We start from the raw sequence: 21,082 nt of genomic DNA, 5'->3' as shown, positions 1-21,082 counted from the left end.
GTCAGTCTCTTGCCTCAAGGGTTGCGTTACAGGGCATCGTTGCCGGTTTCACCGGTACGGATACGCACGACCTGCTCCAAGTCATACACAAAAATCTTGCCGTCGCCAATCTTGCCGGTGCGCGCGGCACCTTCGATGGCTTCAATGACTTGCTCGAGCACCGCGTCATCGACGGCAGCTTCCAACTTCACTTTGGGCAGAAAGTCCACGACATATTCCGCGCCGCGGTACAGCTCGGTGTGACCTTTTTGGCGGCCAAAGCCCTTGACCTCGGTCACGGTAATACCCTGTACACCAAGCTGCGACAGGGCTTCTCGCACCTCGTCGAGCTTGAAGGGCTTGATGATGGCTGACACCATTTTCATGAGACGTTCCTCCGGGAAGCGGGAAGTTGTAAAAAGTGTTGTGACAAGCCCTTTAAGCAGGGAGCGTGCCAACCAGCGGGCTTGGTGCAGCGCGGCCGGGCGTCCTACAGTGGCAAACGTGGCAATCGCCTCGAAGCACCAAGTTGGTGCAGCCGGATGGGACGTTTGCTGCTTTTTTACGCACTGTTTTAGGGAGAAACACGCCATGAGTTTGGCCTGCGTGCAAAGCCGGGCGCTTTTGGGGCTGCAAGCGCCGTCTGTCACCGTGGAAGTGCATTTGGCCAACGGACTGCCCAGCTTCACTTTGGTGGGGCTGGCCGAGGTTGAAGTCAAAGAGGCGCGGGAGCGCGTGCGCTGTGCGATTGCCAACAGCGGGCTGGAATTTCCCACCAACAAGCGCATCACCGTCAATCTCGCGCCGGCCGACCTGCCCAAGGACAGCGGACGTTTTGACCTGCCGATTGCCTTGGGCATCTTGGCGGCCAGCGGGCAAATCGATGCCACGCGGCTGCCCGGCTGGGAATTTGCGGGAGAGCTGTCGCTCTCGGGGGAGCTGCGCCCGGTACGCGGCGCGCTGGCCACCAGCCTGGCCTTGCAGCTGCAGCACATTCAGACCCGCTTGGTGTTGCCCATGGAAAGCGCGGCAGAAGCGGCCTGCGCGCCCCAGGCCGAGGTCTATGGCGCCCAGCATTTGCTGGACGTGGTGGCCCAGCTGCTGCCGCCCTCCGCATCGCCGGATGCCAGCAACGCGCCAGGCTGGCACAAGCTGCCCACCCCGCCACGTGCGCGCTTGCAGGGGACTGCCGACATGGGCGAAGTCAAGGGCCAGACGCCCGCCAAGCGGGCGCTGGAAATTGCCGCAGCAGGTCAACACGGCGTGCTGCTGGTGGGGCCGCCGGGCTCGGGCAAATCCATGCTGGCCCAGCGCTTTGCCAGCATCCTGCCCCCGATGACCGAGCAAGAAGCTGTAGAAAGTGCCGCGATTGCCAGCCTGTGCGGGCGCTTCAAAGCCGAAGAATGGGGGCTGCGCCGCACCGCCAGTCCGCACCATACGGCCAGCGCCGTGGCGTTGGTGGGCGGCGGCTCACCCCCAAAGCCAGGGGAGATTTCCTACGCCCACTTTGGCACTTTGTTTTTGGATGAATTTCCGGAGTTTTCACGCTCGGCGTTAGAGGCTTTGCGCGAGCCCCTGGAGACGGGCCGCATCACCATTGCCCGCGCGGCGCACAGCAGCGAATTTCCGGCCCGCTTTCAGTTGGTGGCGGCCATGAACCCGTGTCCCTGCGGGTTTTGGGGCAGCGCACAGCGCGCTTGCCGCTGCACGCCCGATCAGGTGGCGCGCTACCAGGGCAAGCTCAGCGGGCCGCTGCTGGACCGTATTGATCTGCATGTGGAAGTGGCCCACCTGCCCGCCGAGCAGTTGCTGACCACGCGCCAGGGCGAGGCCAGCGCCGCCATCCAAGCCCGCGTCACCCAGGCGCGGGCCATGGCCTTGGCCCGCCAGGGCTGCAGCAACCAGATGCTGCAAGGTGATGCGCTGGACCAGCACCTGCAACTGGACGAAGCCGCCGCCCAGCTGCTGCGCAAAGCCGCCGACCGTTTGGGCTGGAGCAGCCGCGCCACCCACCGTGCGCTGCGCGTGGCGCGCACGATTGCCGATCTCGCAGGCAGCCCCAGCGTGGCGAGTGCCCATGTGGCCGAGGCCATGCAATACCGCCGTGCCCTGCTGCACACGGCGACGTGATTAGATCGGTGTGGCTGCGGTCGCGACCATCGTCACTGCAGCACCCTCCATTCCCAGCTGCTGCACCAGGGCGCGCAACTGCGGCGACCAGCCCTGGGGCTGCGGCGCCACCAACCACGTGTCGACCACGCCAATCTGGCTGCGCAAGGGCTCCGGCAGCGGCGTGCAGTGAATGCCAAAGCGCGCTTGCTGCGTGTGCATCAAGGCACGGGGCATCAGCGCAAAACCCATACCTGCGGCCACACAGCCCAAGATGGCATCGAGCGTGCCCATCTCCATGATGCGTGCCGACGTAATGCCCTGGCTGGCCAGCAGCAGCTCAATACGCTGGCGGTAGCTGCAACCTTGGCGAAACGCCAAAAACGGCGTGCGCAGCAACATCTCCGGGCTGGGCAAGCCGGGCAGCGGCGTGGGGCTGACCAGCACCAGTTCTTCTTGGAACACCTGCTGCCCCCACCAGCGGGGCTGCGGAGGTTGGCCAGCCACAAAAGCACAGTCGAGCAGGCCGCGCTGCAAATCCTCCAGCAAACTTCCCGTCGGCCCGGTACGCAGTTGCAAATCCATGTGGGGCTGGGTTTGGTACAGCTGCGCCAACACCGGCGGCAGGCGCAAGGCGGCGGTGCTTTCCATCGCCCCTATGCGCAAGCACCCTGCGGGTGGCGCGCTGCCGGCAAACAGCGCGCAGGCTTGGTCATGCGTTTGCAGCAGGCGCTGCGCGTGGGGCAGCAAGGTGTGGCCTGCGGGCGTGAGATGTACGGGGCTGCTGCTGCGCTCAATCAGTTGCACCTGCAGCTCATCTTCGAGCTTTTGGATATGGGCCGTCACATTGGACTGCACGGTGTGCAGGCGCTGGGCCGCCGCCCCAAAACTGCCGGTACTGGCCACAGCGTCAAAAATGCGCAGGGATTTGATTTGCATGGCACCAATGCTTTCGATCTACAACATCATGAAAAACGATGATGGATTTCATTTTGAATCATTGGACATGATGATGCCAGCCCCTTAATCTGCTGCCCATTGCTCTGCAAGGCCCCCTGTGATTCAACGCTCTGAACTTCCCCTCTTTTTCACCGGCTTTCTGGCCACGCTCAGCGGCGTGGGACTGGCCCGTTTTGCCTACACCGCGCTGATGCCGCAAATGGTGCTGGCCGGCTGGTTCACGGGCGAGCAGGTGGCCTACCTGGGCGCCGCCAACCTGCTGGGCTATCTGATCGGTGCACTAGCTGCAGCCCCGCTGGCGGACCGGCTGGGCGCGGTGCGCGTGCTGGTGCTGTGCTGGGCGGCAGTGGCGCTGAGCTTTATCGGCTGCAGCTTTGCCCAGCCCATGCCCGTGTTCTTTGTCTGGCGGCTGATTTCCGGCATGGCAGGCGCCACGCTGATGGTGCTGGGTCCCTCCATCGCCATGGCGGCCACCCCGCTGGCGCGGCGGGCAGCCCTGGGCCCGCTCATGTTTTGCGGCATTGGCGTGGGCGCCCTGCTGTCGGCCACCTTGGTGCCCAGCCTGGCGCTGCAAAGCCTGGGTGCCGTGTGGTGGGGCCTGGCGCTGGTGTGCGTGGCTGCGTTATGGGGCGGCTGGCGCTGCGCACGCTTGCTGCCCGCTCCAGCCCCCATCACCATCACCCCACAGGCCCTCGCCTCGGCCTTGCCAGCGCCGGCCCTCTGGACGCTGCCCGTGGTGCTGGTGCTGCTGGCGTATGTCACCGACGGTTTTGGTTTTGTGCCGCACACCGTGTTCTGGGTCGACTACCTGGCGCGCGAGCTGCATCTGGGCGCCAGCTACGCCTCCACCCAATGGGCTATTTTTGGCCTGGGCGCCGTCGCGGGGCCGCTGTGCGCATCGCTGTGCGCCACGCGCTGGGGCTGGTGGCGCACCACCGCCGGGGCCTACGCCCTCAAAGCCGCCGCGATTGGCCTGCCGCTGGTGTGGGCGGACTTTGCCGGGCATGCGGTATCGGGCTTTGTGGTGGGGGCGCTGTCGCCCGGCATGGCCGCCATCACCTCAGGCTATGTGATGCAGCTGCTGGGCCCTGCACAGCACAAAAAAATGTGGGGCTATGCCACCGCTGCATTTGCCCTGCTGCAGGCCACGGCAGGGTATTTCATGGCCTATCTGTACGCCAGCACGGGCAGCTACCACAGCCTGTTTATCTGGGGCTGCGCGGCACTGAGCCTGGGTATGCTGCTGATTGTATTTTCCAGACAAAAAGCGGCTTCTACGCCCGTCTAGCAAGCGCCATCCGCTCACTTTTTATTTCTCTACCTTTTCACCTTTGCCATGCAACTCTTCCTCAACGCCACCTCCCCCTTTGCCCGTGTGGCCCGCGTGGCGGCCCTGCACCACGGGCTCGCCGATCAGCTCACGCTGGTCTGGAGTGACCCGTGGAACCAAGACCCCGCCTTGCTCGCGGCACACCCGCAGTTGCGCATTCCGGTGCTGGTCACCGGCGAGGGCCACGCCATCAGCGAATCGCTGCTCATCGCCCAGTATCTGGAGCACATCGGCAGCGGCCCCGCCTTGGTGCCTGCTGACCACAGCGCCGCCGTGCTGGCGCGCGCCAGCGTGGCCTACGGGTTGATGGAATCTGCATTCAACGTAGTGATTGCGCGCAAATACGAGGGTGCAGCGGTGGCCGATGCCAGCGTGCTGGGCCAGCGCCGCCTGGCCGCCCTCAACCGCGCGCTGGCGCTGCTGGAAAACGCGCCGCCCGCCCTACAGGAACACCTGACGCTGGATGTGCTGTGCACCGCCGTGACGCTGGACTATGTGCGTTTTCGCCTGCCGCAGCTGCTGCCAGCCCAGCGCTACCCGCAGTTGCATGCGTGGCTGGCACAAGCGCTGCTGCAGCCCCATTTGCACGCTACGCGGTTTGAGGGCTAAGCGGCCCAGCTGCACATATCCGCTCATCCGCGCACTGCTGCACCAAGCTGTGCGCGGATGAGGGCTGCAAAGCGTTTTTCAGACGCCCAAATACTGCTGGCGCACCTGGGCATTGCCCGCCAGTTCGGCCATAGGGCCGCTGTGCACGATCTGGCCTTTTTCCAGCACATAGGCGCGGTCGGCCACCACCTGCGCAAACGGCAGGTTTTGCTCGCTCAGCACAATGGCAATGCCCTGGGCTTTGAGCTGCAAAATGGTTTTCGCCATTTGCTCCACGATCAGCGGCGCCACCCCTTCGCTGGGCTCATCCAGCAGCACCACATAGGGCTGGCCCATCAACGTGCGCGCTACGCTGAGCATTTGCTGCTCGCCACCGCTCATCTGGCCGCCGGGGCGCTGCGGCATTTCGCCCAGGTTGGGAAACAACGAAAAAAGCTTTTCAGGCGTCCAGTGCGGCAGCGCTCTGCCGTCGGGCCAGCTGCGCGCTGCTTGGCGGCCCACTTCCAGGTTTTCCAGCACCGTCAGCTCGGTAAAGATGCGCCGGTCTTCGGGCACATAGCCCAGGCCCAGCCGCGCAATCTGGTGTGGGGCTTTGCGGCCGATGTCAGCTCCCATGAAAAGAACTTTTCCTTGGCGCCGCTCCACCAGCCCGACCATAGATTTGAGCGTGGTGGATTTGCCCGCGCCGTTGCGCCCCATCAGTGCCACCACTTCGCCGCGCCCCACATGCAGCGACACGCCGTGCAAGATGTGTGCGGCACCATACCAAGCGTTTAGGCCTTCTACCTGCAGCAAAGGGGTTGATGGTGTTTTTGGCTCTTCAGGCATATCTGGCAAGCGCTGATAGCTATCAACTTCATTCATTGCGACTTCTCCAGCACCAAGCCCGTACCCAAATAGGCCTGCTGCACGCGCGCGTCATCGCGCACCTGCTGGGGCATGCCTTCGGCCAGCAACTGGCCACGCACCAGCACGGCCACGCGGTCGGCCTGGCCAAACACCACATCCATGCTGTGCTCGGTAAACAGCACGCCCATGTGGCGCTGCTGTGCCAGCTGGCGCGTGAGTTGCATCAGCGCCACGCGCTCACCGGGGGCCATGCCGGCGGTGGGCTCGTCCATCAGCAGCAGCTGGGGGTTGGGGGCCAGCGCCATGGCCAGTTCTACGCGCTTGACGTCGCCATAGGCCAGCTCACTGCAAGGCCTGTCGGCCTGCGCGGCCATACCCACCTGATCGAGCAGCGCCAGCGCATCGCTGCGCCGGTGCGCGGCAGCGCGTGGCCACCACTGAAAAATCCGGCGGTCGTGCGAAAGCAAGGCCATCTGCACGTTCTCCACCACGGTGAGTGAGGCAAAGGTCTGTGCAATCTGAAAGGTGCGCCCCACGCCTTGGCGCCAGATGGCACGCGGCGCCAGGCCAGCAATATTGTTGCCGTGCAGCCGCACACTGCCACGGTCTGGCGTGAGCTGCCCGCCCACCATGTTGAAGGTGGTGGATTTGCCCGCGCCGTTCGGCCCAATCAGCGCCAGCAATTCACCGGCTTGCAGCGTCAGCGACACATCGCGCACGGCCTGCACGCCGCCAAACGATTTGCTGATGTTCTGCACTTGCAGCAAGGCAGTCATGCGGCCACCTGCACTTTCTTTTTGGAAGCAACCCACGCTTGCAGTTGCTGCGCAAAACCCGCAATCCCTTGTGGAAACAGCAGCACCAGCACCAGCATGATGCCGCCCATCAAGGCCCGCCAGTAGTCGGTGTTGCGTGCCACCGTGTCGTGCAACCAGGTGAACGCCGCCGAGCCCACCACCGGGCCTGCCAGAGTTTGAATGCCACCCAGCAGCACCATGACCAGCGCATCCACGCTCTTGGTCACGCTCAGGCTGTCGGGTGCCACACTGCCTTTGGAGAACACAAACAGCGCCCCGGCCACCCCGGCCACAGCGGCGGCAATCACCAAGGCCGTCCATTGAATGCGGCGCACATCCAGCCCTATCGCATCGGCACGCACGGCGGAATCCCGCGCAGCCCGCAGGGCATAGCCCAGGGGCGAAAACAGCATGCGGCGCAGCAGGTAGATGCCTGCCGCACACAGGGCCAGCGCCAGCCAGTAAAAGTTCGCCCCCTGGTCGGCCCATGCCGAAGGCCACACGCCCGTGAGACCGTTGCTGCCGCCCGTGAAGTCATCCCACTGAAACACGATGGCCCAGGTAATTTGTGCCAACGCCAAGGTCAGCATGGTCAGGTACACGCCCGACAGGCGCACGCAGAACCAGCCGTACAGCAGCGCGCCCGCAGCCGCCGCCAGTGGGCCAAACAGCAGGGCCGCTTCCATGGGCAACTCCAAGGCACGCACCGCCAGCGCAGCGCCATAAGCGCCCAAGCCAAAGTAGGCCGCATGGCCAAATGAGTGCATGCCGCCGGGGCCGAGGATGAAGTGCAAGCTGGCCGCAAACAGCGCGGCAATCAGCATGTCGGTGAGCAGCACGGTGGCGTAGTTTTCCGCCGCCAGCAGCAAGGGCAACACCGCCAGACCCAGCCCCAGTGCACACCATGCCCACACCGCTTGCGGGCTGGCGCTGCGCAAGGGCATCTCCGGCGCACCGCCGTGGCGCGCAGGTGCTTGGGGCTTGCCCAGCAAACCCCAGGGCCGCCAGATCAGCACCGTGGCCATCACCACAAATTCCACCACCAGCGTGAGCTTGGAGAACGACACCTCCACGCCCGCAATCTCTTGCACACCCAGCCAGATGCACACGGCCTTGATTTGCGCAATCAGCAGCGCGGCAATGAATGCCCCCGGAATGCTGCCCATGCCGCCCACCACCACCACCACAAAGGCCGCGCCGATGGTGGTCATGTCCATCTCTAAACTCGCGGGCTCGCGCGGCAATTGCAGTGCACCGGCCAGGCCCGCCAGCAGCGTGCCCAGCGCAAACACCGCCGTGAACAGCCAAGCCTGGTTCACCCCCAGCGCGCCCACCATTTCGCGGTCTTGCGTGGCCGCACGCACCAGCGTGCCAAAGCGGGTGCGCGTGAGCAGCAGATGCAGCCCCAGCAGCACCAGGGGGCCGACGGCGATCAGCAGCAGGTCATAGGTGGGGAACTGCCGGCCCAAGATCTCGACCGCGCCTTCCAGACCCGCCGCGCGCGGGCCAAACAACTCTTCCGGGCCCCACAACCACAGCGCGGCATCTTTGATGACCAGCACTAGCGCAAACGTGGCCAGCAGCTGAAACAGCTCCGGCGCTTGGTAGATGCGGCGCAGCAGGCCGATTTCCGTCAACGCGCCCAGCAGGCCGCAGGCCAGGGGCGCCAGCAACAGCGCGGGCCAAAAACCGATGTGGGGCGCGAGCGACTCCACGCTGGAAAACGCAAGGTAGGCGCCCAGCATAAAAAACGAGCCGTGCGCAAAGTTGATGGTGCGCGTGACCCCAAAAATCAAGGACAGGCCCACCGACACCAGAAACAGCGACGAGGCGCTGGCCAGTCCGTTGAGCAATTGGGCCAGCAGGCCAGATGCACTCATATATTCCCAGCAGTTTGCTGTAAAAAGATAGCTGCTTGCGCTCGCGGGTATTGCCTGAGAGCGCCAAAACGCTTCAAACTCACCGCCCTGCGCAAGCAGCTAGTTTTTCCATGCGCCGTGGCGCTTTATTGCGCGCTGGCAGGGCGCAGCTTTTTCACCTCAGCGTCCGACGGCTGAAAGTCTTTGCCATCGGCATAGTAGAAGTTGGTCATGATGCCGCGCTGCAGCTCTTTGCTGTAGGCGGTGGTGCCCACATACGCGCCCATGGTGGACTGGTTGTCCTGGGCACGGTAGGTGATGGGGCCCCAGGGCGTGTTCACGTTCAGGCCCTTGAAGGCCTTGATGAGCGCTTCGGTGTCGGTGCTGCCCGCCTTGGTGATGCCGGCCGCCAGCGACTGGATGGCGTTGTAGCCCACGATGGTGCCCAGGCGCGGGTAGTCCTTGAACTTGCCCTGGTAGGCCTTCAAGAACGCATCGTGCGCAGGCGTTTTGATGCTGTACCAGGGATAGCCGGTGACGATCCAGCCCTCGGGCGCTTCTTGGCGCAAGGCGTCCAGGTATTCCGGCTCGCCCGACAGCAGGCCCACCACAGTGCGGTCTTTGAACAGACCGCGGGTGTTGCCCTCGCGCACAAACTTGCCCAGGTCCACCGAGAACAGCACGTTGAAGATGGCATCGGGCTTGGCATCGGCAATCGCTTGCACGACAGAACCGGCATCGATCTTGCCCAGCGCCGGCGCTTGCTCGGCAACAAACTCAATGTCGGGCTGCGCCTCTTTCATCAGCTGCTTGAAAGTGGCCACGGCGGATTGGCCATATTCGTAGTTGGGGTAGACGATGGCCCAGCGCTTTTTGTTGAGCTTTTTGGCCTCTTGCACCAGCATGGCCGTCTGCATGTAGGTAGAGCCACGCAGGCGGTAGGTGTAGCGGTTGCCGTTTTGCCAGACCACCTTGTCGGTCAGCGTTTCGGAGGCGAGGAAGAAACGCTTTTTCTGCCCCGCGTAATCGGTCAGTGCCATGCCTACGTGCGACAGGAACGAGCCGGTGAGCACATCGATCTTCTCGCGGGTGTACAGCTCTTCGGCAGCACGCACGGCATCGCCGGGGTTGCCGTTGTCATCGCGCGTGACCAGCACCACTTGCTTGCCCAGCAAACCGCCCTGGGCGTTGATTTGCTCTACCGCCAGGTCCATGCCTTTTTTGTAGGGTTCCAGAAAAGCCGGCATGGCTTTGTAGCTGTTGATTTCGCCAATCTTCAGCACCCCAGGTGCTGCCCACGCAGGCAAAGCAGCCATGGCCAGCACAGGCAAAGTCCAGCGCAATTGCATAGGTCGTCCTCCACGGTGTGGCACACACCATTCCTATTAATACTCAAATTGAGTATATGTAGTGGTAAAAAAAGCGCCGAGGCCTTGGGCACCCAGCACGAGCGCATTATGCTAAATCCGAGCATTAATCAATGTCAAGGTTTCCGTCACTTTTGCCCGCAGCGCAGCAGCTTATTACTAATCCATCTCAAACCAAAGACCGCAACCGCCCCCCAGGCCTGGCATTTCTCGGACAATACGAGTTTGAAATATAAAAAGTCGGCCTGCTATACCCCTTGCGCATATGCGCAGTACCTCCGGGTTCGCCAACTGGCTTTTTAAGCCCGGGCCGGTTGTGCCCGTTTTTACGCTATCCAACCCTTTTCATCATGAGTGCTTTTCTCGAAGAACGCGTCCTGTCCGTGCACCACTGGACCGACCGCCTGTTTTCCTTCACGACCACCCGTGACACCTCGCTGCGCTTCTCCAACGGCCACTTCACCATGATTGGCCTGAAGGTGGACGGCAAAAATCTGCTGCGTGCGTACTCGATTGCCAGCCCCAACTACGAAGAGCACCTGGAGTTTCTGTCGATCAAGGTCGAAGATGGCCCGCTGACTTCGCGCCTGCAGCACATCCAGGTGGGGGACACCATCATCGTCGGCAAAAAGCCCACGGGCACGCTGCTGATCGACTACCTGCTGCCCGGCAAGAACCTGTACATGATTGGCACCGGCACCGGTCTGGCCCCTTGGCTGGCCGTGGCACGTGACCCCGAAACCTACGAAAAGTTTGACAACGTAGTCGTGGTGCACGGCGTGCGCGAGGTGAAAGAGCTGGCCTACCAGGAAATGTTCGAGCAACTGCCCGAGCATGAATTCCTGGGCGAGATCGTCAAGGGCAAGCTGCACTACTACCCCACCGTCACCCGCGAGCCTTTCCGCAACCAGGGCCGTATCACCGACCTGATCAACAACAACGTGTTCCCCCAGTGCCTGGGCCTGCCCGCACTGAACCCCGAGACCGACCGCGTCATGCTCTGCGGCAGCCCCGCCATGCTGGCGCAGCTCAAGGAAATGATGGAGCAGCGCGGCTTCAAGGAAGGCAACACCACCACCCCCGGTGACTTTGTGATCGAGCGCGCTTTCGTCGAAAAGTAAGCGGCTTGCACGGGCCACAGCCCAGCCTGCCCATGCACAGCATCGGCAGGCTTTTTTGTCCGCGAAAGCCCTCTGGCGCGACAACGGCGGGCTTCCCATAATCGGTGGCATGCCTGCCCGCTTGCCGCCCTCTTCCGATTCCAGCGACCGCAACTACGTCACCGCCTTGGCGCGCGGTCTGGATGTGCTGTCGTGTTTTCGCTCTGGCGAAAAACTGCTGGGCAACCAAGACATCGCCAAACGCTGTGGCCTGCCCAAATCCACGGTGTCGCGGCTGACCTATACGCTGACCACGCTGGGCTATTTGATCCATGTGCCCAGCGAGGGCAAATACCGCCTGGGCACGGCCACGCTGGCGCTGGGCAGCGCCATGCTGTCGGGGCTGGATGTGCGCAAGCTGGCGCGGCCCTTGATGCACAAGCTCAGCGACATCACGCAAACCGAAGTGGCTCTGGCGACGCGCGACCGGCACAACATGGTCTACATCGAACACAGCCCCAGCCCGCTGCCCATGGATTCCGACCTGAACATTGGCACCCGCCTGCCGCTGGGCACCACCGCCATGGGGCGGGCATGGCTGGCGGCCTGCCCGCTGGATGAGCGCCAGCAAGCCATGGATTACCTGCAGGCCCATGCCCCGGACCAGTGGGAAGCCGCCATGCAGCAGCAGCACTTGTGGCCGCAGCACCAAGACCGCGCCCACCCGTGGCTGACCACCTCGTTTGGCGACTGGCTGCCGCATGTGAATGCGATTGCGCTGGCGTTTTCGCCCGGGCGTGGGCTGCCGCTGATGGCCATCAGCTGCGGCGGCCCTGCGCGGCTGATCTCTGCCGAGATGCTGATGCAACGCGCCAAGCCCGAGTTGGAGCGCATCGTGCGCCGCTTGCAGCAAGCCATCTACCAAGCGTAATCCCGGTCTTTTGCAGTAGCCAAGACGACAGCGTTTTTCCCCCTGCAAACCTAGCATGTTCATCAGCGCGTTCCGCTACGCGGATCGACTGTTGCAGCACTTTCTAGGAGACACAAGCATGGGCGTGAAACAACTGTTTGACCTGAGCGGCAAGACCGCCTTGATTACCGGCGGATCGCGTGGATTGGGCCTGCAAATGGCCGAAGCCTTGGGCGAAATGGGCGCCAAGCTGGCCATTACCGCCCGCAAGGCCGACGAGCTGGCCGAGGCCAAGGCGCACCTCGAAGGCTTGGGCATGGAAGTGCACACCTTCGCCAACGATCTGCAAAATTTTGACGCGATGCCTGCCCTGGTCGATGACGTACTGGCCCAGCTGGGCACCATCGACATTCTGGTGAACAACGCCGGGGCCACCTGGGGCGAAAAGGCCGAAGACTATCCCGATGCCGCGTGGCACAAGGTGATGAATCTGAACGTCTCGGCCCCCTTCTTTCTGACGCGCGAAGTGGCCAAGCGCGTGATGATTCCCAAGGGCCAAGGCAACATCATCATCACCGCCTCGGTGGCAGCATTCAAGGGCACACCACCCGGCATGAACACCGTGGCCTACAACACCTCCAAAGCCGCAGCCGTGCACCTGGCGCGCACGCTGGCTTCGGAGTGGGGCCACTACGGCATCCGCGTGAACTCGATCTGCCCGGGCTTTTTCCCCAGCAAGCTGGCCAGCGGTTTGATCGACAAACTGGGCGACCAGCTCATCGCCCGCGCGCCGCTGCGCCGCATTGGCGGCGAAGAAGACCTGAAAGGCGCAGTGGTGTATTTGGCGTCAGACGCTTCACGCCACATGACGGGCCAGGCCCTGGTGCTCGATGGCGGAGCCAGCCTGATCTGATATCAATAAAAGTAGCAGCCAGCGCGCTTCATTCCATGGTTTCAGCTACAAAACGCATGGAAATCCTTTATTTTCAAGCGCTAGCAGCTACTTTTATAGATTAATCAGCCCCCCCCTTTCGGCCACAAAAAAGCGCACCTTGGTGCGCTTTTTTGTTGGCCTACCAAACGGTCGGCTTATTTTTTCTCGGTGCTGATCACGATGATCTTGCCGTCTTTGACCGCGCCGCCACGTTCCTTGGTCAGCGTGCCGCCGCGCTCGTTCACGCCCAGCACACCGCCGGGGTTGACTTGCGAGGACAGCGCTTTGTAGCCCGCGTCCAGCTTGGCATGGATGGCCTTCGCATCGCTGGCCGTGCCCGCCAGTTGCATGGCCTTGGCCGTCGCGTGCACGGCGGTGTAGTTCCACAGGGCTTCGGAGCCCGGCACACGGCCCTCAAACTTCTTGCCAAAGCGCTCCATAAAAGCTTTGTTATCCGGCGATGGGTCGGCCGATACGGGCAGCACGCCAATCGCACCTTCTAGCGGCTCCATGCCGCCCACCACGCGCGCCATTTCATCGAGCTTGGCCTGGTCCATGACCAGGAAGCCGCCCTTGAAACCCAGCTCCCGCGCCTGCTTGACCACCAGCGCCGTGGGCTCGGAGGCACCGCCGACAAACAGCACATCGGGCTTGGCCGCCAGCGCCTTGCTCACGCCGCTGTAAAAGTCGGTAGCGCGGTTGTAGCTCATGGGGTTTTCCGCCACCACGGTGCCACCCAGCTTTTCCCAGCCGGGCTTGAAGGCTGCCGCCCAGGCCTTGCCGTAGTCGTGGTCTGCGCCAATCATCGCCACCTTCTTGCCATAACGCTGCATCAGGTAGTTGGAAAAGGGCTCGATGTAGGTGGTGAACTCGGGCGGAATGCGCAGCGTCAGCTTGTTGCCGCGGTCGGTGATCTGCGGCACCGAGCTGTAGGCCAGCACGATGAAGTTGTTGCGCTCGTTGGTGGTCTGCAACGCAAAAATACCGCCCGAATGGGGCACCAGCACGGCCGGTGTTTTGTACTGCTGCACCAGGCGCTGGGCGTTGATGGCGGTCTCAGACGGGTTGTACTTGTCGTCCAGTGGAACGATCTCAAACTTCACCTTTTTGCCGCCCACATCCAGGTTGGCCGCGTTGAGCTCATCGGCCGCCAGCAGCATGCCATCGAGCGCATTCTTGCCGTACTGGGCCGCCCCCCCCGACAGCGGGCCGGAGTAGCCAATCTTCACCACCTCCTGCGCCATCGCGGGTGCTGCAAAAGTGGCGGCACAGGCCAAGGCCAGCCCGGTCAGCTGGCGGCGATTGAGTCGAGAAAATGCACGCATGGTTGTCTCCTTGTGTAGGTATAGGGTTGCGTGAGAAAGATGGTGTTAAGCACCGATATATGCCTTGCGGATGGAGTCATCGGCCAACAGTTCATCGGGCTTGCCTTCGCGCACGATGTGGCCGTTTTCCAGCACATAGGCGCGGTGTGCAATCTTCAGCGCTGCAAAAGCGTTTTGCTCGGCCAGCAGCACCGTGGTGCCGCTTTGGTTGATGCGCTGAATGATTTCAAACATCTGCTTGATGACCAAGGGTGCCAGGCCCAGCGAAGGCTCATCCAGCAGCAGCACTTTGGGCCGGCCCATCATGGCGCGGCCAATGGCCACCATCTGCTGCTGGCCGCCCGAGAGCGAACCCGCCGGGTCGTCTTTTTTGTCGCGCAAGATGGGGAACAGCGCAAACACCTCTTCCAGAATTTGCTGGCTGGGGCCGGCGTCTCGGCGGTGCACGTACGCCCCGAGTTCCAGGTTCTTTTGCACCGTCATTTGCGGAAACAGCTTGCGCCCTTCGGGGCACTGCACCACGCCCGATTGCACGATGGTGCTGGGCTTGCTGCCCACCAGCTCCTTGCCCTCCCAGGTGATGGAGCCACCGGCGGCTTGGTGAATGCCGCTGGCCGTCAAGAACAGCGAACTCTTGCCCGCGCCATTGGCGCCCAGCAGCACCACCAGCTCGCCCTTGTCGGCGTGCAGGCTGACCTTGTCCAGCGCCAGAAAACTGCCGTACTTCAGCGATACGTTCTCAAACTTCAGCATGCTCGCTCCCCAGGTAGGCATCGATCACCGCCGGGTTGCGGCGGATGGCGTCGGGTGTGCCTTCGGCAATTTTTTCGCCATAGCTCAGCACCAAAATTTTGTCGGCCAGGCTCATGATCATGGCCATCTTGTGCTCGATCAGCGCCACCGTCATGCCGTGCTGCACGAACTTGCGGATCAGTTGCGCCAGGCCCTCGGTTTCTTCGGGGTTGACGCCACCTGCGGGCTCATCGAGCAACAGCAACTTGGGGTCGGTGGCCAGCGCCAAGGCAAAGGCCACGCGCTTGCGCTCTTCCTGCGAGATGTCGCCCGCCAAGCGGTGGGCGATGGGCGAGAGGCCCACAAAGTCCAGCGCATCACGTGCTTTTTCGCGGCACACGCGCTCTTCTTCGCGCAGGCGGCTGGAGCCGCGCAGCACATCCCACAGCCCCGAGTGCGTGCGCAGGCGGTGGCCCACGATGAGGTTGTCCAGCACCGTGGCTTTGTCGAACAGCGAGGTGGATTGGAAGGTGCGCGCAATGCCCAGTTTGGCCACCTGATCGGGGCGCAGCGAGGTCACGTCTTGCCCGTTGAAGGTGATGGTGCCGCTGGTGGGCTTGTGCATGGAGCTGATCAGGTTAAAGAAGGTGGTTTTGCCTGCGCCATTGGGGCCAATGATGGCGTTGATCTTGCCTTCTTCAATCACCGTGCTGACGTCGTTGACGGCCGCCAGCCCGCCAAACTTCTTGGTGAGTTTTTCAATCTTGAGCATGGGGCTTGCCCTCCTTCGCATCGCGGCGTGCGCGCCACGCCAGAAAACTGCCCACAATGCCGTGGGGCAAGAAGATGACCAGCGCCACCAAAATGGGGCCGAACACGATGAAGCGGTACTCCTGCAGGAACTGCAGCGACTGCGTGAGCCACGGCATGCCAATGGCACCCAGCAGCGGCCCCAGCACCGTGCCCAAGCCACCCACGATCATGAAAATCATCATGTCGAAGGTGTGGTGCGCGCCGGCAATATCCGGCCCGATAAAGCGCACAAAACCCGCGTACAGCCCGCCCGCCATACCGGCGTAGAACACGCTGAGCATGAAGGCCAGGGTCTTGTTGCGCATGAGGTTGATGCCCAGCGCCTCCGCCAGCTCATCGCTGTTGCGAATCGCAATGAAAGTGCGGCCCAGCAGCGATTTGACGATGCGGCGCATGGCCCACACCGCCATCACCAAAAAGAACAGTGTGAGGTAGTACAGCGCCAAGGGCGATTCAAACGCCACGGAGCCAATCGGCTCGGGCGCGGGAATGCCCATGATGCCCACCGTGCCGTGCGTGAGGCTCTCCCACTTCTCGATCAGCAAAAACATGATGTAGCCCACGCACAGCGTGAAGATCGAGAAGAAATGCCCCTTCAGGCGCAGCGACACAATGCCCACAAAGTAACCAATGAAGGCGCTGACCACGCCCGCCATGGGGAAGGCGGCCCAGAAGCTCCAGCCGTGGTCCACCGTCAAGATGCCCACGGTATAAGCGCCCACGGCCATAAAGCCCGCGTGCGCCAGATTGAGCTGACCGGTGTAGCCCGTAATCAGGTTCAAGCCCAGCGTGGCAATCGCAAAGATGAATGCGGTGCTCATCACGGTGAGGTGGTAGTCATTGCCCGCCACCCACGGGAACACCAGGCTGGCAGCCAGCAGCAGCCCCCACGCCAATTTGCTATCGATAAAGCCTTTCATCTCAGCGCCCCCTCTTTGCAAACAGGCCCTCGGGGCGCATCGACAAAATCACCACCAGCAGCACAAAGGCGATGATGTCCTTGTAGTCGGTGGAGATGTAGTAAGCACCAAAGCTCTCGGCAAATCCGATGATCAGGCCACCCACAATGGCGCCGGGAATGCTGCCCATGCCGCCCAGAATAATGATCACAAAAGCCTTGGTGATCACCAAGTGCCCCATGGCCGGGTACACCAAGTTGATGGGTGCGTACAGCGTGGCCGCCACGGCCGCCAGCACCCCCGAGATGGCAAACGTCAGCATGGCGACGCGGTTGGCATCAATGCCCACAATGGATGCACCATCGCGGTTTTGCGCCATCGCGATGATGGTGGAGCCCATCACCGTGCGCGTCAGGAACAGGTGCAGCGCCACCATCAACGCAAACGCGGCGGCAATGATCAGCAAGCGCTGCGCAGGTGCGGTGATGCCCCCCAGATCAATGATGCTGGTGTAAGGCGTTTGCATGCGCTGAAAGTCTGCACCCCAGATGGCTTGGGCGGCGGCTTCCAGAAACAGCAGCACGCCAATCGCGGCAATCATGGGGTGAATGCCCGAGGCATTGCGCAGCGGATGAAACACCAAGCGTTCGCTGATCACCGCCATCACCGCCACCACACCGGCGGCGGCCAGCATGGCCAGCCAATAGTTCAAGCCCCAGGCATTCATGGCGTGGAAAGCCACAAACGCACCAATCATGTAGAACGCACCGTGCGCAAAATTGGGCACGTGCAAAATGCCGTACACCAGCGTCAGACCCAGCGCCACCAGTCCATAGATACCGCCCAATGTCAGGCCATTGAGCACTTGCTGCAGGAAAACGTCCATCACGCCCTCCCGCTGTATGAGCGGCTGTGCATGGCTGCAAAGCACGCTCCGTGGTTGTTTGGCATCCCGGTCTCCTTGTCTGTTGACGGTGCAGTTTTTCACTGCGGCGCAACCAGACTAGGGCGAGTTTTTCCAAATAACCAGCCGAGAATTCCGCTGTGCAGAACTTTTCGGGCAAACCCCGAGCAATTTTCCTCGCGCGCTGTAACGCAGTTGACGCGCGCTGCGGGGAAACCTCATCAGGGTAATAACGGTGTGCTGCCAGGGTTTGGCAGAAAGCGCAAAATTGCAGCCATGAGCGATACATCCACCCTTTTGCGTCAACAGCTGCAACAACTGGAAGCCGAACTGCGCGCGGCTTCGCTGTGGAGCGCCCAACCCCCTTCGGCAGAGGCGATGGCGTCTGCCATGCCTTTCATGTACGACACCTTGCAAATCGAAGAATGGCTGCAGTGGGTGTTTGTGCCACGCATGCATGCGCTGCTCGATGCCAATGCCGGACTGCCTGATAGCTGCAGCGTGCACCCGCTGGCCGAGCATGAATGGACCAACCGGCTGCCGCACCGCACCCATGGCGCCGCACTCCAGCTGCTGGCAGACATCGATGCCACGCTGACCAAGGCCTAAACCTCACTTTCACCGCCAGGCAGTACGCCTGCCATCTGGGCGTACCCCCTCAAATCTCAGGCCACCGCTGGCTGCCTTGAGAGCCTACGCTGCATGGCACCATCGCCCGCTCGGGAGGCAAGCCCGCCAGGCTGGCTTCGCTTCGCAACACGTTGCGGCGGTGCTGCATCTCCCACGCTTTGGCACAGCTGGCCCCCAGCAGCAAAATGGCCGAGGTGACATAGATCCATATCAGCACCACCACCAGTGAGCCTGCAGCCCCGTACGCGGACACCACCGCCGCTGTGGACAAATACCAGGCCAGCGCCTGTTTGCTCAACATGAACAAGGTGGACGACACCACTGCGCCCAGCACCAGATAACGCAACTGGGGTTTGCGGCCTGTGCCTATGCGCATGAGGCCCACAAACAGCACCGTCATCACCACCAGGGACACACCTTCGTTGACCAGACTCACCACCAGCCCGGGTGGCTCCATATTGAGCCAATTGCCTGCCAACTGGGTGAACATCTTGATGGCGGTCGACAGCACCATGGTCACCAGCATCAAAAAACCCACCACCAGCACATACGCCAATCCACGCAGTCGCAGCGTGGCCAGCTTCCACCATGCTTTTTGCGGCGGCGGTGGCTCGTCAGCACCAAACCTCCACAGTTTGTTGAGCGAATTTTGCAGTTCAACAAACACCCCCGTCGCGCCGGAAAGCAGCAAGACAAATGCAGCGATGGACGCCAAACGCCCTTGTGCAGGCGCTTGGGCGCTGGCCAATGCCCCTTGCACCACGCTGGCACCACGCTCGCCCATCACGCCCCGCACCTGATCGAGCAAGGTGCTTTCCACCACGCTGCGGTCCATCCACCAGCCCAGCAAGCCGACGATCAGCAGCACCAGCGGTGAAAGACTGAGCAGGCCGTAAAACGTCATGGCTGCGCTCATGCGCAAGCCGTCGGCATCCAGCCACAGCTTGATGGCATCCACCAAAGGTTGAAATGGGCGCAACCATCGCGCGAGGTGCTGGTTCCAGCTGGAGCGTACAAAAGCCATAACCGCCATTGTGGCGGGCACCCCCAACCTGCGGGTGTCAGCGCACGCCGCTGCACGCTATCACCCCTCCCCGTTCGCCTGCAATGCGGCAGCTGCCCAAACGCAACCGACCTTGCTGTACCTTGGTCTATGCGGACTGCTGTCCTGCTGGCACATGATTTTTTGCCTGCTGATACCCGCGTTTTCCCTGATCAAGAACTCTGGTGTGCCAGCCCCCCGCTGTGGTCAACTGCGGGTTGCCACTTAGGGCGAAACCCGCAAAAAGACCAATAAACACTGTTTGAACGACAGTCAAATCAGGGAGACGACATCCATGCAAACCACTTTCACCGCTGCATCGCCCGCGGACCGCGTGCTGTGCCCCGCACTGCTAGAACGCATCATGACGGCCGACCAGGCCGCCAGCCTGATCCAGTCCGGCATGACGCTGGGCATGAGCGGCTTCACGCCGGCCGGCGCCCCCAAAGCCGTGCCCCAGGCGCTGGCGCGTCGCATCGAAGAGCAGAACGCGCAGGGCGGCAACTTCCGCATCAGCCTGTGGACGGGGGCATCGACCTCTCCGGAGCTGGACGGTGCCCTGGCCAAGGTGCACGGCATCGAACGCCGCCTGCCCTACCAGTCCGACCCAACGGTGCGCAAGGAGATCAACGACGGCCGCATGCAGTACGTCGACATCCACCTCTCGCACGTGGCGCAGTACGTGTGGTTCGGCTTTCTGGGCCACCTGGACGTGGCGGTGATCGAGGTGGCGGGCATCCTGCCCGACGGGCGCCTGATTCCCTCGACCTCGGTGGGCAACAACAAGACCTGGCTGGAGCAGGCCGACAAGATCATCCTGGAAGTCAACAGCGCCCAGCCGGCCGAGCTGGAGGGCATGCACGACATCTACTACGGCGCCGCCGTGCCGCCCAAGCGCAAGCCGATTCCCATGGAGCACCCGTTCGACCGCATTGGCGACCCGTACCTGCACTGCGACCTGAGCAAGGTGATGGCCGTGGTGCCCACCCAGCAGCGCGACAAGCTGGCCGGCTTCACGCCGCCCGATGCCGACTCGCAGCGCATTGCCCAGCACATCATCGACTTCCTGCAGCACGAAGTGAAGGTGGGCCGCCTGCCGCCCGAGCTGCTGCCGCTGCAGTCCGGCGTGGGCAACATCGCCAACGCAGTGCTGGCCGGCCTGAACCACGGCCCCTTCGACCACCTGAACGCCTACACCGAGGTGCTGCAGGATGGCATGCTGGACATGCTGGAGTCGGGCAAGCTGGACACCGCCTCGACCACCTCGCTGGCGCTCAGCCCCGCGGCCATGGAGCGCTTTCTGGCCAACATCGATTTCTACCGCCAGCGCATCATGCTGCGCCCGCAGGAGATATCCAACCACCCCGAGCTGATACGCCGCATGGGCCTGATCTCCATGAACGCGCTGATCGAGGCCGATATGTACGGCAACGTCAACAGCACGCACGTCATGGGCTCGTCCATCATGAACGGCATCGGCGGCAGCGGCGACTTTGCGCGCAACGCCTATCTGTCCATCTTCATGACACCGTCCGTGGCCAAGAGCGGCAAGATCAGCTGCATCGTGCCCATGGTGTCCCACGTCGATCACACCGAGCACGACGTGCAGATCATCGTCACCGAACAAGGTCTGGCCGACCTGCGCGGTCTGGCTCCCGTGCAGCGCGCGCGCTTGATCATCGAGAAATGTGTGCACCCGGACTACAAGGCTGCGATGACCGACTACCTGGAACGCGCCCTGCGTGATGCCCCCGGCAAGCACACACCGCATCTGCTGGACGAGGCCTATGCCTGGCACCAGCGCTACCTGAAGACCGGCAACATGCAAGCCGCCCGACAGGTGCTGCGCGCGGCATAAGCCACATAAAAAAGTGGATGCATGCGCTCCAGGATGCATCCACCGCAACAAAAAATAGACATCAAAACAGCTTGCA

The 21,082-nt window shown here is 62.5% G+C and carries 20 protein-coding genes; 8 read left to right on the top strand and 12 right to left on the bottom strand.

Features of this window, described 5'->3' with window-relative positions; genetic code table 11:
- Positions 1-26 precede the first annotated feature (26 nt).
- Positions 27-365: a P-II family nitrogen regulator gene (locus QEP12_RS04830; protein ID WP_219163464.1), complete on the bottom strand. Its 339-nt coding sequence runs from the start codon at positions 363-365 to the stop codon at positions 27-29.
- Between the two features lie 205 nt (positions 366-570).
- Between QEP12_RS04830 and QEP12_RS04825 the strand changes: the two genes are divergently transcribed.
- On the top strand, positions 571-2,109 hold the full coding sequence (locus QEP12_RS04825; RefSeq protein ID WP_284213538.1) for a YifB family Mg chelatase-like AAA ATPase: 1,539 nt from the start codon (positions 571-573) through the stop codon (positions 2,107-2,109).
- Here the strand turns inward: QEP12_RS04825 and QEP12_RS04820 are convergent, their stop codons facing one another.
- The gene (locus tag QEP12_RS04820) at positions 2,110-3,027 is read right to left on the bottom strand and encodes a LysR family transcriptional regulator (protein WP_174862154.1); all 918 of its coding nucleotides are present in this window, start codon (positions 3,025-3,027) and stop codon (positions 2,110-2,112) included.
- Between the two features lie 118 nt (positions 3,028-3,145).
- On the opposite strand from QEP12_RS04820, the gene QEP12_RS04815 reads away from it, so the two are divergent.
- Together QEP12_RS04815 and QEP12_RS04810 are read left to right on the top strand one after the other, a co-directional pair.
- Positions 3,146-4,336 carry a YbfB/YjiJ family MFS transporter gene (locus QEP12_RS04815; protein ID WP_284213537.1) on the top strand — a complete coding sequence of 397 codons (1,191 nt, stop codon included), beginning with the start codon at positions 3,146-3,148 and terminating at the stop codon, positions 4,334-4,336.
- 48 nt (positions 4,337-4,384) lie between these two features.
- Positions 4,385-4,987 carry a glutathione S-transferase family protein gene (locus QEP12_RS04810; protein WP_284213536.1) on the top strand — a complete coding sequence of 201 codons (603 nt, stop codon included), beginning with the start codon at positions 4,385-4,387 and terminating at the stop codon, positions 4,985-4,987.
- A 78-nt stretch (positions 4,988-5,065) separates the two neighbouring features.
- Here QEP12_RS04810 and QEP12_RS04805 read toward each other — a convergent pair whose 3' ends face one another.
- The 4 genes from QEP12_RS04805 to QEP12_RS04790 all read right to left on the bottom strand — a co-directional run bounded on the left by QEP12_RS04805 (position 5,066) and on the right by QEP12_RS04790 (position 9,841).
- Positions 5,066-5,851: an ABC transporter ATP-binding protein gene (locus QEP12_RS04805; protein ID WP_284213534.1), complete on the bottom strand. Its 786-nt coding sequence runs from the start codon at positions 5,849-5,851 to the stop codon at positions 5,066-5,068.
- Positions 5,848-6,612 (bottom strand): ABC transporter ATP-binding protein, encoded by a 765-nt coding sequence (locus QEP12_RS04800; RefSeq protein WP_284213533.1) that lies wholly within the window; start codon positions 6,610-6,612, stop codon positions 5,848-5,850. Before QEP12_RS04800 ends, QEP12_RS04805 begins: the two co-directional genes overlap by 4 nt.
- A complete protein-coding gene (locus QEP12_RS04795; RefSeq protein ID WP_284213532.1) occupies positions 6,609-8,513 on the bottom strand; it encodes an ABC transporter permease in 1,905 nt (634 codons plus the stop codon). Before QEP12_RS04795 ends, QEP12_RS04800 begins: the two co-directional genes overlap by 4 nt.
- Positions 8,514-8,638: 125 nt before the next feature.
- The gene (locus QEP12_RS04790) at positions 8,639-9,841 is read right to left on the bottom strand and encodes an ABC transporter substrate-binding protein (RefSeq protein WP_174862150.1); all 1,203 of its coding nucleotides are present in this window, start codon (positions 9,839-9,841) and stop codon (positions 8,639-8,641) included.
- A 368-nt stretch (positions 9,842-10,209) separates the two neighbouring features.
- On the opposite strand from QEP12_RS04790, the gene QEP12_RS04785 reads away from it, so the two are divergent.
- The 3 genes from QEP12_RS04785 (at position 10,210) to QEP12_RS04775 (ending at position 12,782) form a co-directional block, all read left to right on the top strand.
- The gene (locus tag QEP12_RS04785) at positions 10,210-10,980 is read left to right on the top strand and encodes a ferredoxin--NADP reductase (RefSeq protein ID WP_284213531.1); all 771 of its coding nucleotides are present in this window, start codon (positions 10,210-10,212) and stop codon (positions 10,978-10,980) included.
- Positions 10,981-11,089: 109 nt separating this feature from the next.
- Positions 11,090-11,890 carry an IclR family transcriptional regulator gene (locus QEP12_RS04780; RefSeq protein ID WP_284213530.1) on the top strand — a complete coding sequence of 267 codons (801 nt, stop codon included), beginning with the start codon at positions 11,090-11,092 and terminating at the stop codon, positions 11,888-11,890.
- Between the two features lie 118 nt (positions 11,891-12,008).
- Entirely contained in the window at positions 12,009-12,782 is a 774-nt protein-coding gene (locus tag QEP12_RS04775; protein ID WP_284213529.1) for an SDR family oxidoreductase, read from the top strand.
- A gap of 176 nt (positions 12,783-12,958) precedes the next feature.
- On the opposite strand, the gene QEP12_RS04770 is transcribed toward QEP12_RS04775, so the two are convergent.
- Genes QEP12_RS04770 through QEP12_RS04750 form a run of 5 tightly spaced genes read right to left on the bottom strand, consistent with a single transcriptional unit; the run spans position 12,959 to position 17,458 of the window.
- Positions 12,959-14,128, bottom strand: coding sequence for an ABC transporter substrate-binding protein (locus QEP12_RS04770; protein ID WP_284213528.1), 1,170 nt, complete (start codon positions 14,126-14,128; stop codon positions 12,959-12,961).
- Between the two features lie 45 nt (positions 14,129-14,173).
- Entirely contained in the window at positions 14,174-14,881 is a 708-nt protein-coding gene (locus QEP12_RS04765) for an ABC transporter ATP-binding protein (RefSeq protein ID WP_284213527.1), read from the bottom strand.
- A complete protein-coding gene (locus tag QEP12_RS04760) occupies positions 14,868-15,632 on the bottom strand; it encodes an ABC transporter ATP-binding protein (protein ID WP_284213526.1) in 765 nt (254 codons plus the stop codon). Before QEP12_RS04760 ends, QEP12_RS04765 begins: the two co-directional genes overlap by 14 nt.
- Positions 15,619-16,593, bottom strand: a complete 975-nt coding sequence (locus QEP12_RS04755) for a branched-chain amino acid ABC transporter permease (protein WP_284213525.1) — start codon at positions 16,591-16,593, stop codon at positions 15,619-15,621. The genes QEP12_RS04760 and QEP12_RS04755 overlap by 14 nt, the downstream gene beginning before the upstream one ends.
- A gap of 1 nt (position 16,594) precedes the next feature.
- On the bottom strand, positions 16,595-17,458 hold the full coding sequence (locus QEP12_RS04750; RefSeq protein ID WP_284213524.1) for a branched-chain amino acid ABC transporter permease: 864 nt from the start codon (positions 17,456-17,458) through the stop codon (positions 16,595-16,597).
- A 294-nt stretch (positions 17,459-17,752) separates the two neighbouring features.
- Here QEP12_RS04750 and QEP12_RS04745 point away from each other — a divergent pair, with 294 nt between their 5' ends.
- The gene (locus QEP12_RS04745; RefSeq protein WP_174862148.1) at positions 17,753-18,085 is read left to right on the top strand and encodes a YqcC family protein; all 333 of its coding nucleotides are present in this window, start codon (positions 17,753-17,755) and stop codon (positions 18,083-18,085) included.
- A gap of 49 nt (positions 18,086-18,134) precedes the next feature.
- On the opposite strand, the gene QEP12_RS04740 is transcribed toward QEP12_RS04745, so the two are convergent.
- On the bottom strand, positions 18,135-19,130 hold the full coding sequence (locus tag QEP12_RS04740; protein WP_284213523.1) for a YihY/virulence factor BrkB family protein: 996 nt from the start codon (positions 19,128-19,130) through the stop codon (positions 18,135-18,137).
- A gap of 313 nt (positions 19,131-19,443) precedes the next feature.
- On the opposite strand from QEP12_RS04740, the gene scpC reads away from it, so the two are divergent.
- Entirely contained in the window at positions 19,444-21,006 is a 1,563-nt protein-coding gene (gene scpC, locus QEP12_RS04735) for a succinyl-CoA:acetate CoA-transferase ScpC (protein ID WP_284213522.1), read from the top strand.
- Positions 21,007-21,082: the final 76 nt, after the last annotated feature.

The sequence above is a fragment of the Comamonas jiangduensis genome (genome assembly GCF_030162955.1).
Classification (GTDB): domain Bacteria; phylum Pseudomonadota; class Gammaproteobacteria; order Burkholderiales; family Burkholderiaceae_C; genus Comamonas; species Comamonas jiangduensis.
This window is presented reverse-complemented; position numbering and strand designations above follow the sequence as displayed.

Excerpts from the sequence above, each read along its gene's own strand:
- QEP12_RS04830 (WP_219163464.1), bottom strand. The coding sequence starts at position 365 with ATGAAAATGGTGTCAGCCATCATCAAGCCCTTCAAGCTCGACGAGGTG.
- QEP12_RS04825 (WP_284213538.1), top strand. The coding sequence starts at position 571 with ATGAGTTTGGCCTGCGTGCAAAGCCGGGCGCTTTTGGGGCTGCAAGCG.
- QEP12_RS04820 (WP_174862154.1), bottom strand. The coding sequence starts at position 3,027 with ATGCAAATCAAATCCCTGCGCATTTTTGACGCTGTGGCCAGTACCGGC.
- QEP12_RS04810 (WP_284213536.1), top strand. The coding sequence starts at position 4,385 with ATGCAACTCTTCCTCAACGCCACCTCCCCCTTTGCCCGTGTGGCCCGC.
- QEP12_RS04805 (WP_284213534.1), bottom strand. The coding sequence starts at position 5,851 with ATGAATGAAGTTGATAGCTATCAGCGCTTGCCAGATATGCCTGAAGAG.
- QEP12_RS04800 (WP_284213533.1), bottom strand. The coding sequence starts at position 6,612 with ATGACTGCCTTGCTGCAAGTGCAGAACATCAGCAAATCGTTTGGCGGC.
- QEP12_RS04795 (WP_284213532.1), bottom strand. The coding sequence starts at position 8,513 with ATGAGTGCATCTGGCCTGCTGGCCCAATTGCTCAACGGACTGGCCAGC.
- QEP12_RS04790 (WP_174862150.1), bottom strand. The coding sequence starts at position 9,841 with ATGCAATTGCGCTGGACTTTGCCTGTGCTGGCCATGGCTGCTTTGCCT.
- QEP12_RS04785 (WP_284213531.1), top strand. The coding sequence starts at position 10,210 with ATGAGTGCTTTTCTCGAAGAACGCGTCCTGTCCGTGCACCACTGGACC.
- QEP12_RS04780 (WP_284213530.1), top strand. The coding sequence starts at position 11,090 with ATGCCTGCCCGCTTGCCGCCCTCTTCCGATTCCAGCGACCGCAACTAC.
- QEP12_RS04775 (WP_284213529.1), top strand. The coding sequence starts at position 12,009 with ATGGGCGTGAAACAACTGTTTGACCTGAGCGGCAAGACCGCCTTGATT.
- QEP12_RS04770 (WP_284213528.1), bottom strand. The coding sequence starts at position 14,128 with ATGCGTGCATTTTCTCGACTCAATCGCCGCCAGCTGACCGGGCTGGCC.
- QEP12_RS04765 (WP_284213527.1), bottom strand. The coding sequence starts at position 14,881 with ATGCTGAAGTTTGAGAACGTATCGCTGAAGTACGGCAGTTTTCTGGCG.
- QEP12_RS04760 (WP_284213526.1), bottom strand. The coding sequence starts at position 15,632 with ATGCTCAAGATTGAAAAACTCACCAAGAAGTTTGGCGGGCTGGCGGCC.
- QEP12_RS04755 (WP_284213525.1), bottom strand. The coding sequence starts at position 16,593 with ATGAAAGGCTTTATCGATAGCAAATTGGCGTGGGGGCTGCTGCTGGCT.
- QEP12_RS04750 (WP_284213524.1), bottom strand. The coding sequence starts at position 17,458 with ATGGACGTTTTCCTGCAGCAAGTGCTCAATGGCCTGACATTGGGCGGT.
- QEP12_RS04745 (WP_174862148.1), top strand. The coding sequence starts at position 17,753 with ATGAGCGATACATCCACCCTTTTGCGTCAACAGCTGCAACAACTGGAA.
- QEP12_RS04740 (WP_284213523.1), bottom strand. The coding sequence starts at position 19,130 with ATGGCTTTTGTACGCTCCAGCTGGAACCAGCACCTCGCGCGATGGTTG.
- scpC (WP_284213522.1), top strand. The coding sequence starts at position 19,444 with ATGCAAACCACTTTCACCGCTGCATCGCCCGCGGACCGCGTGCTGTGC.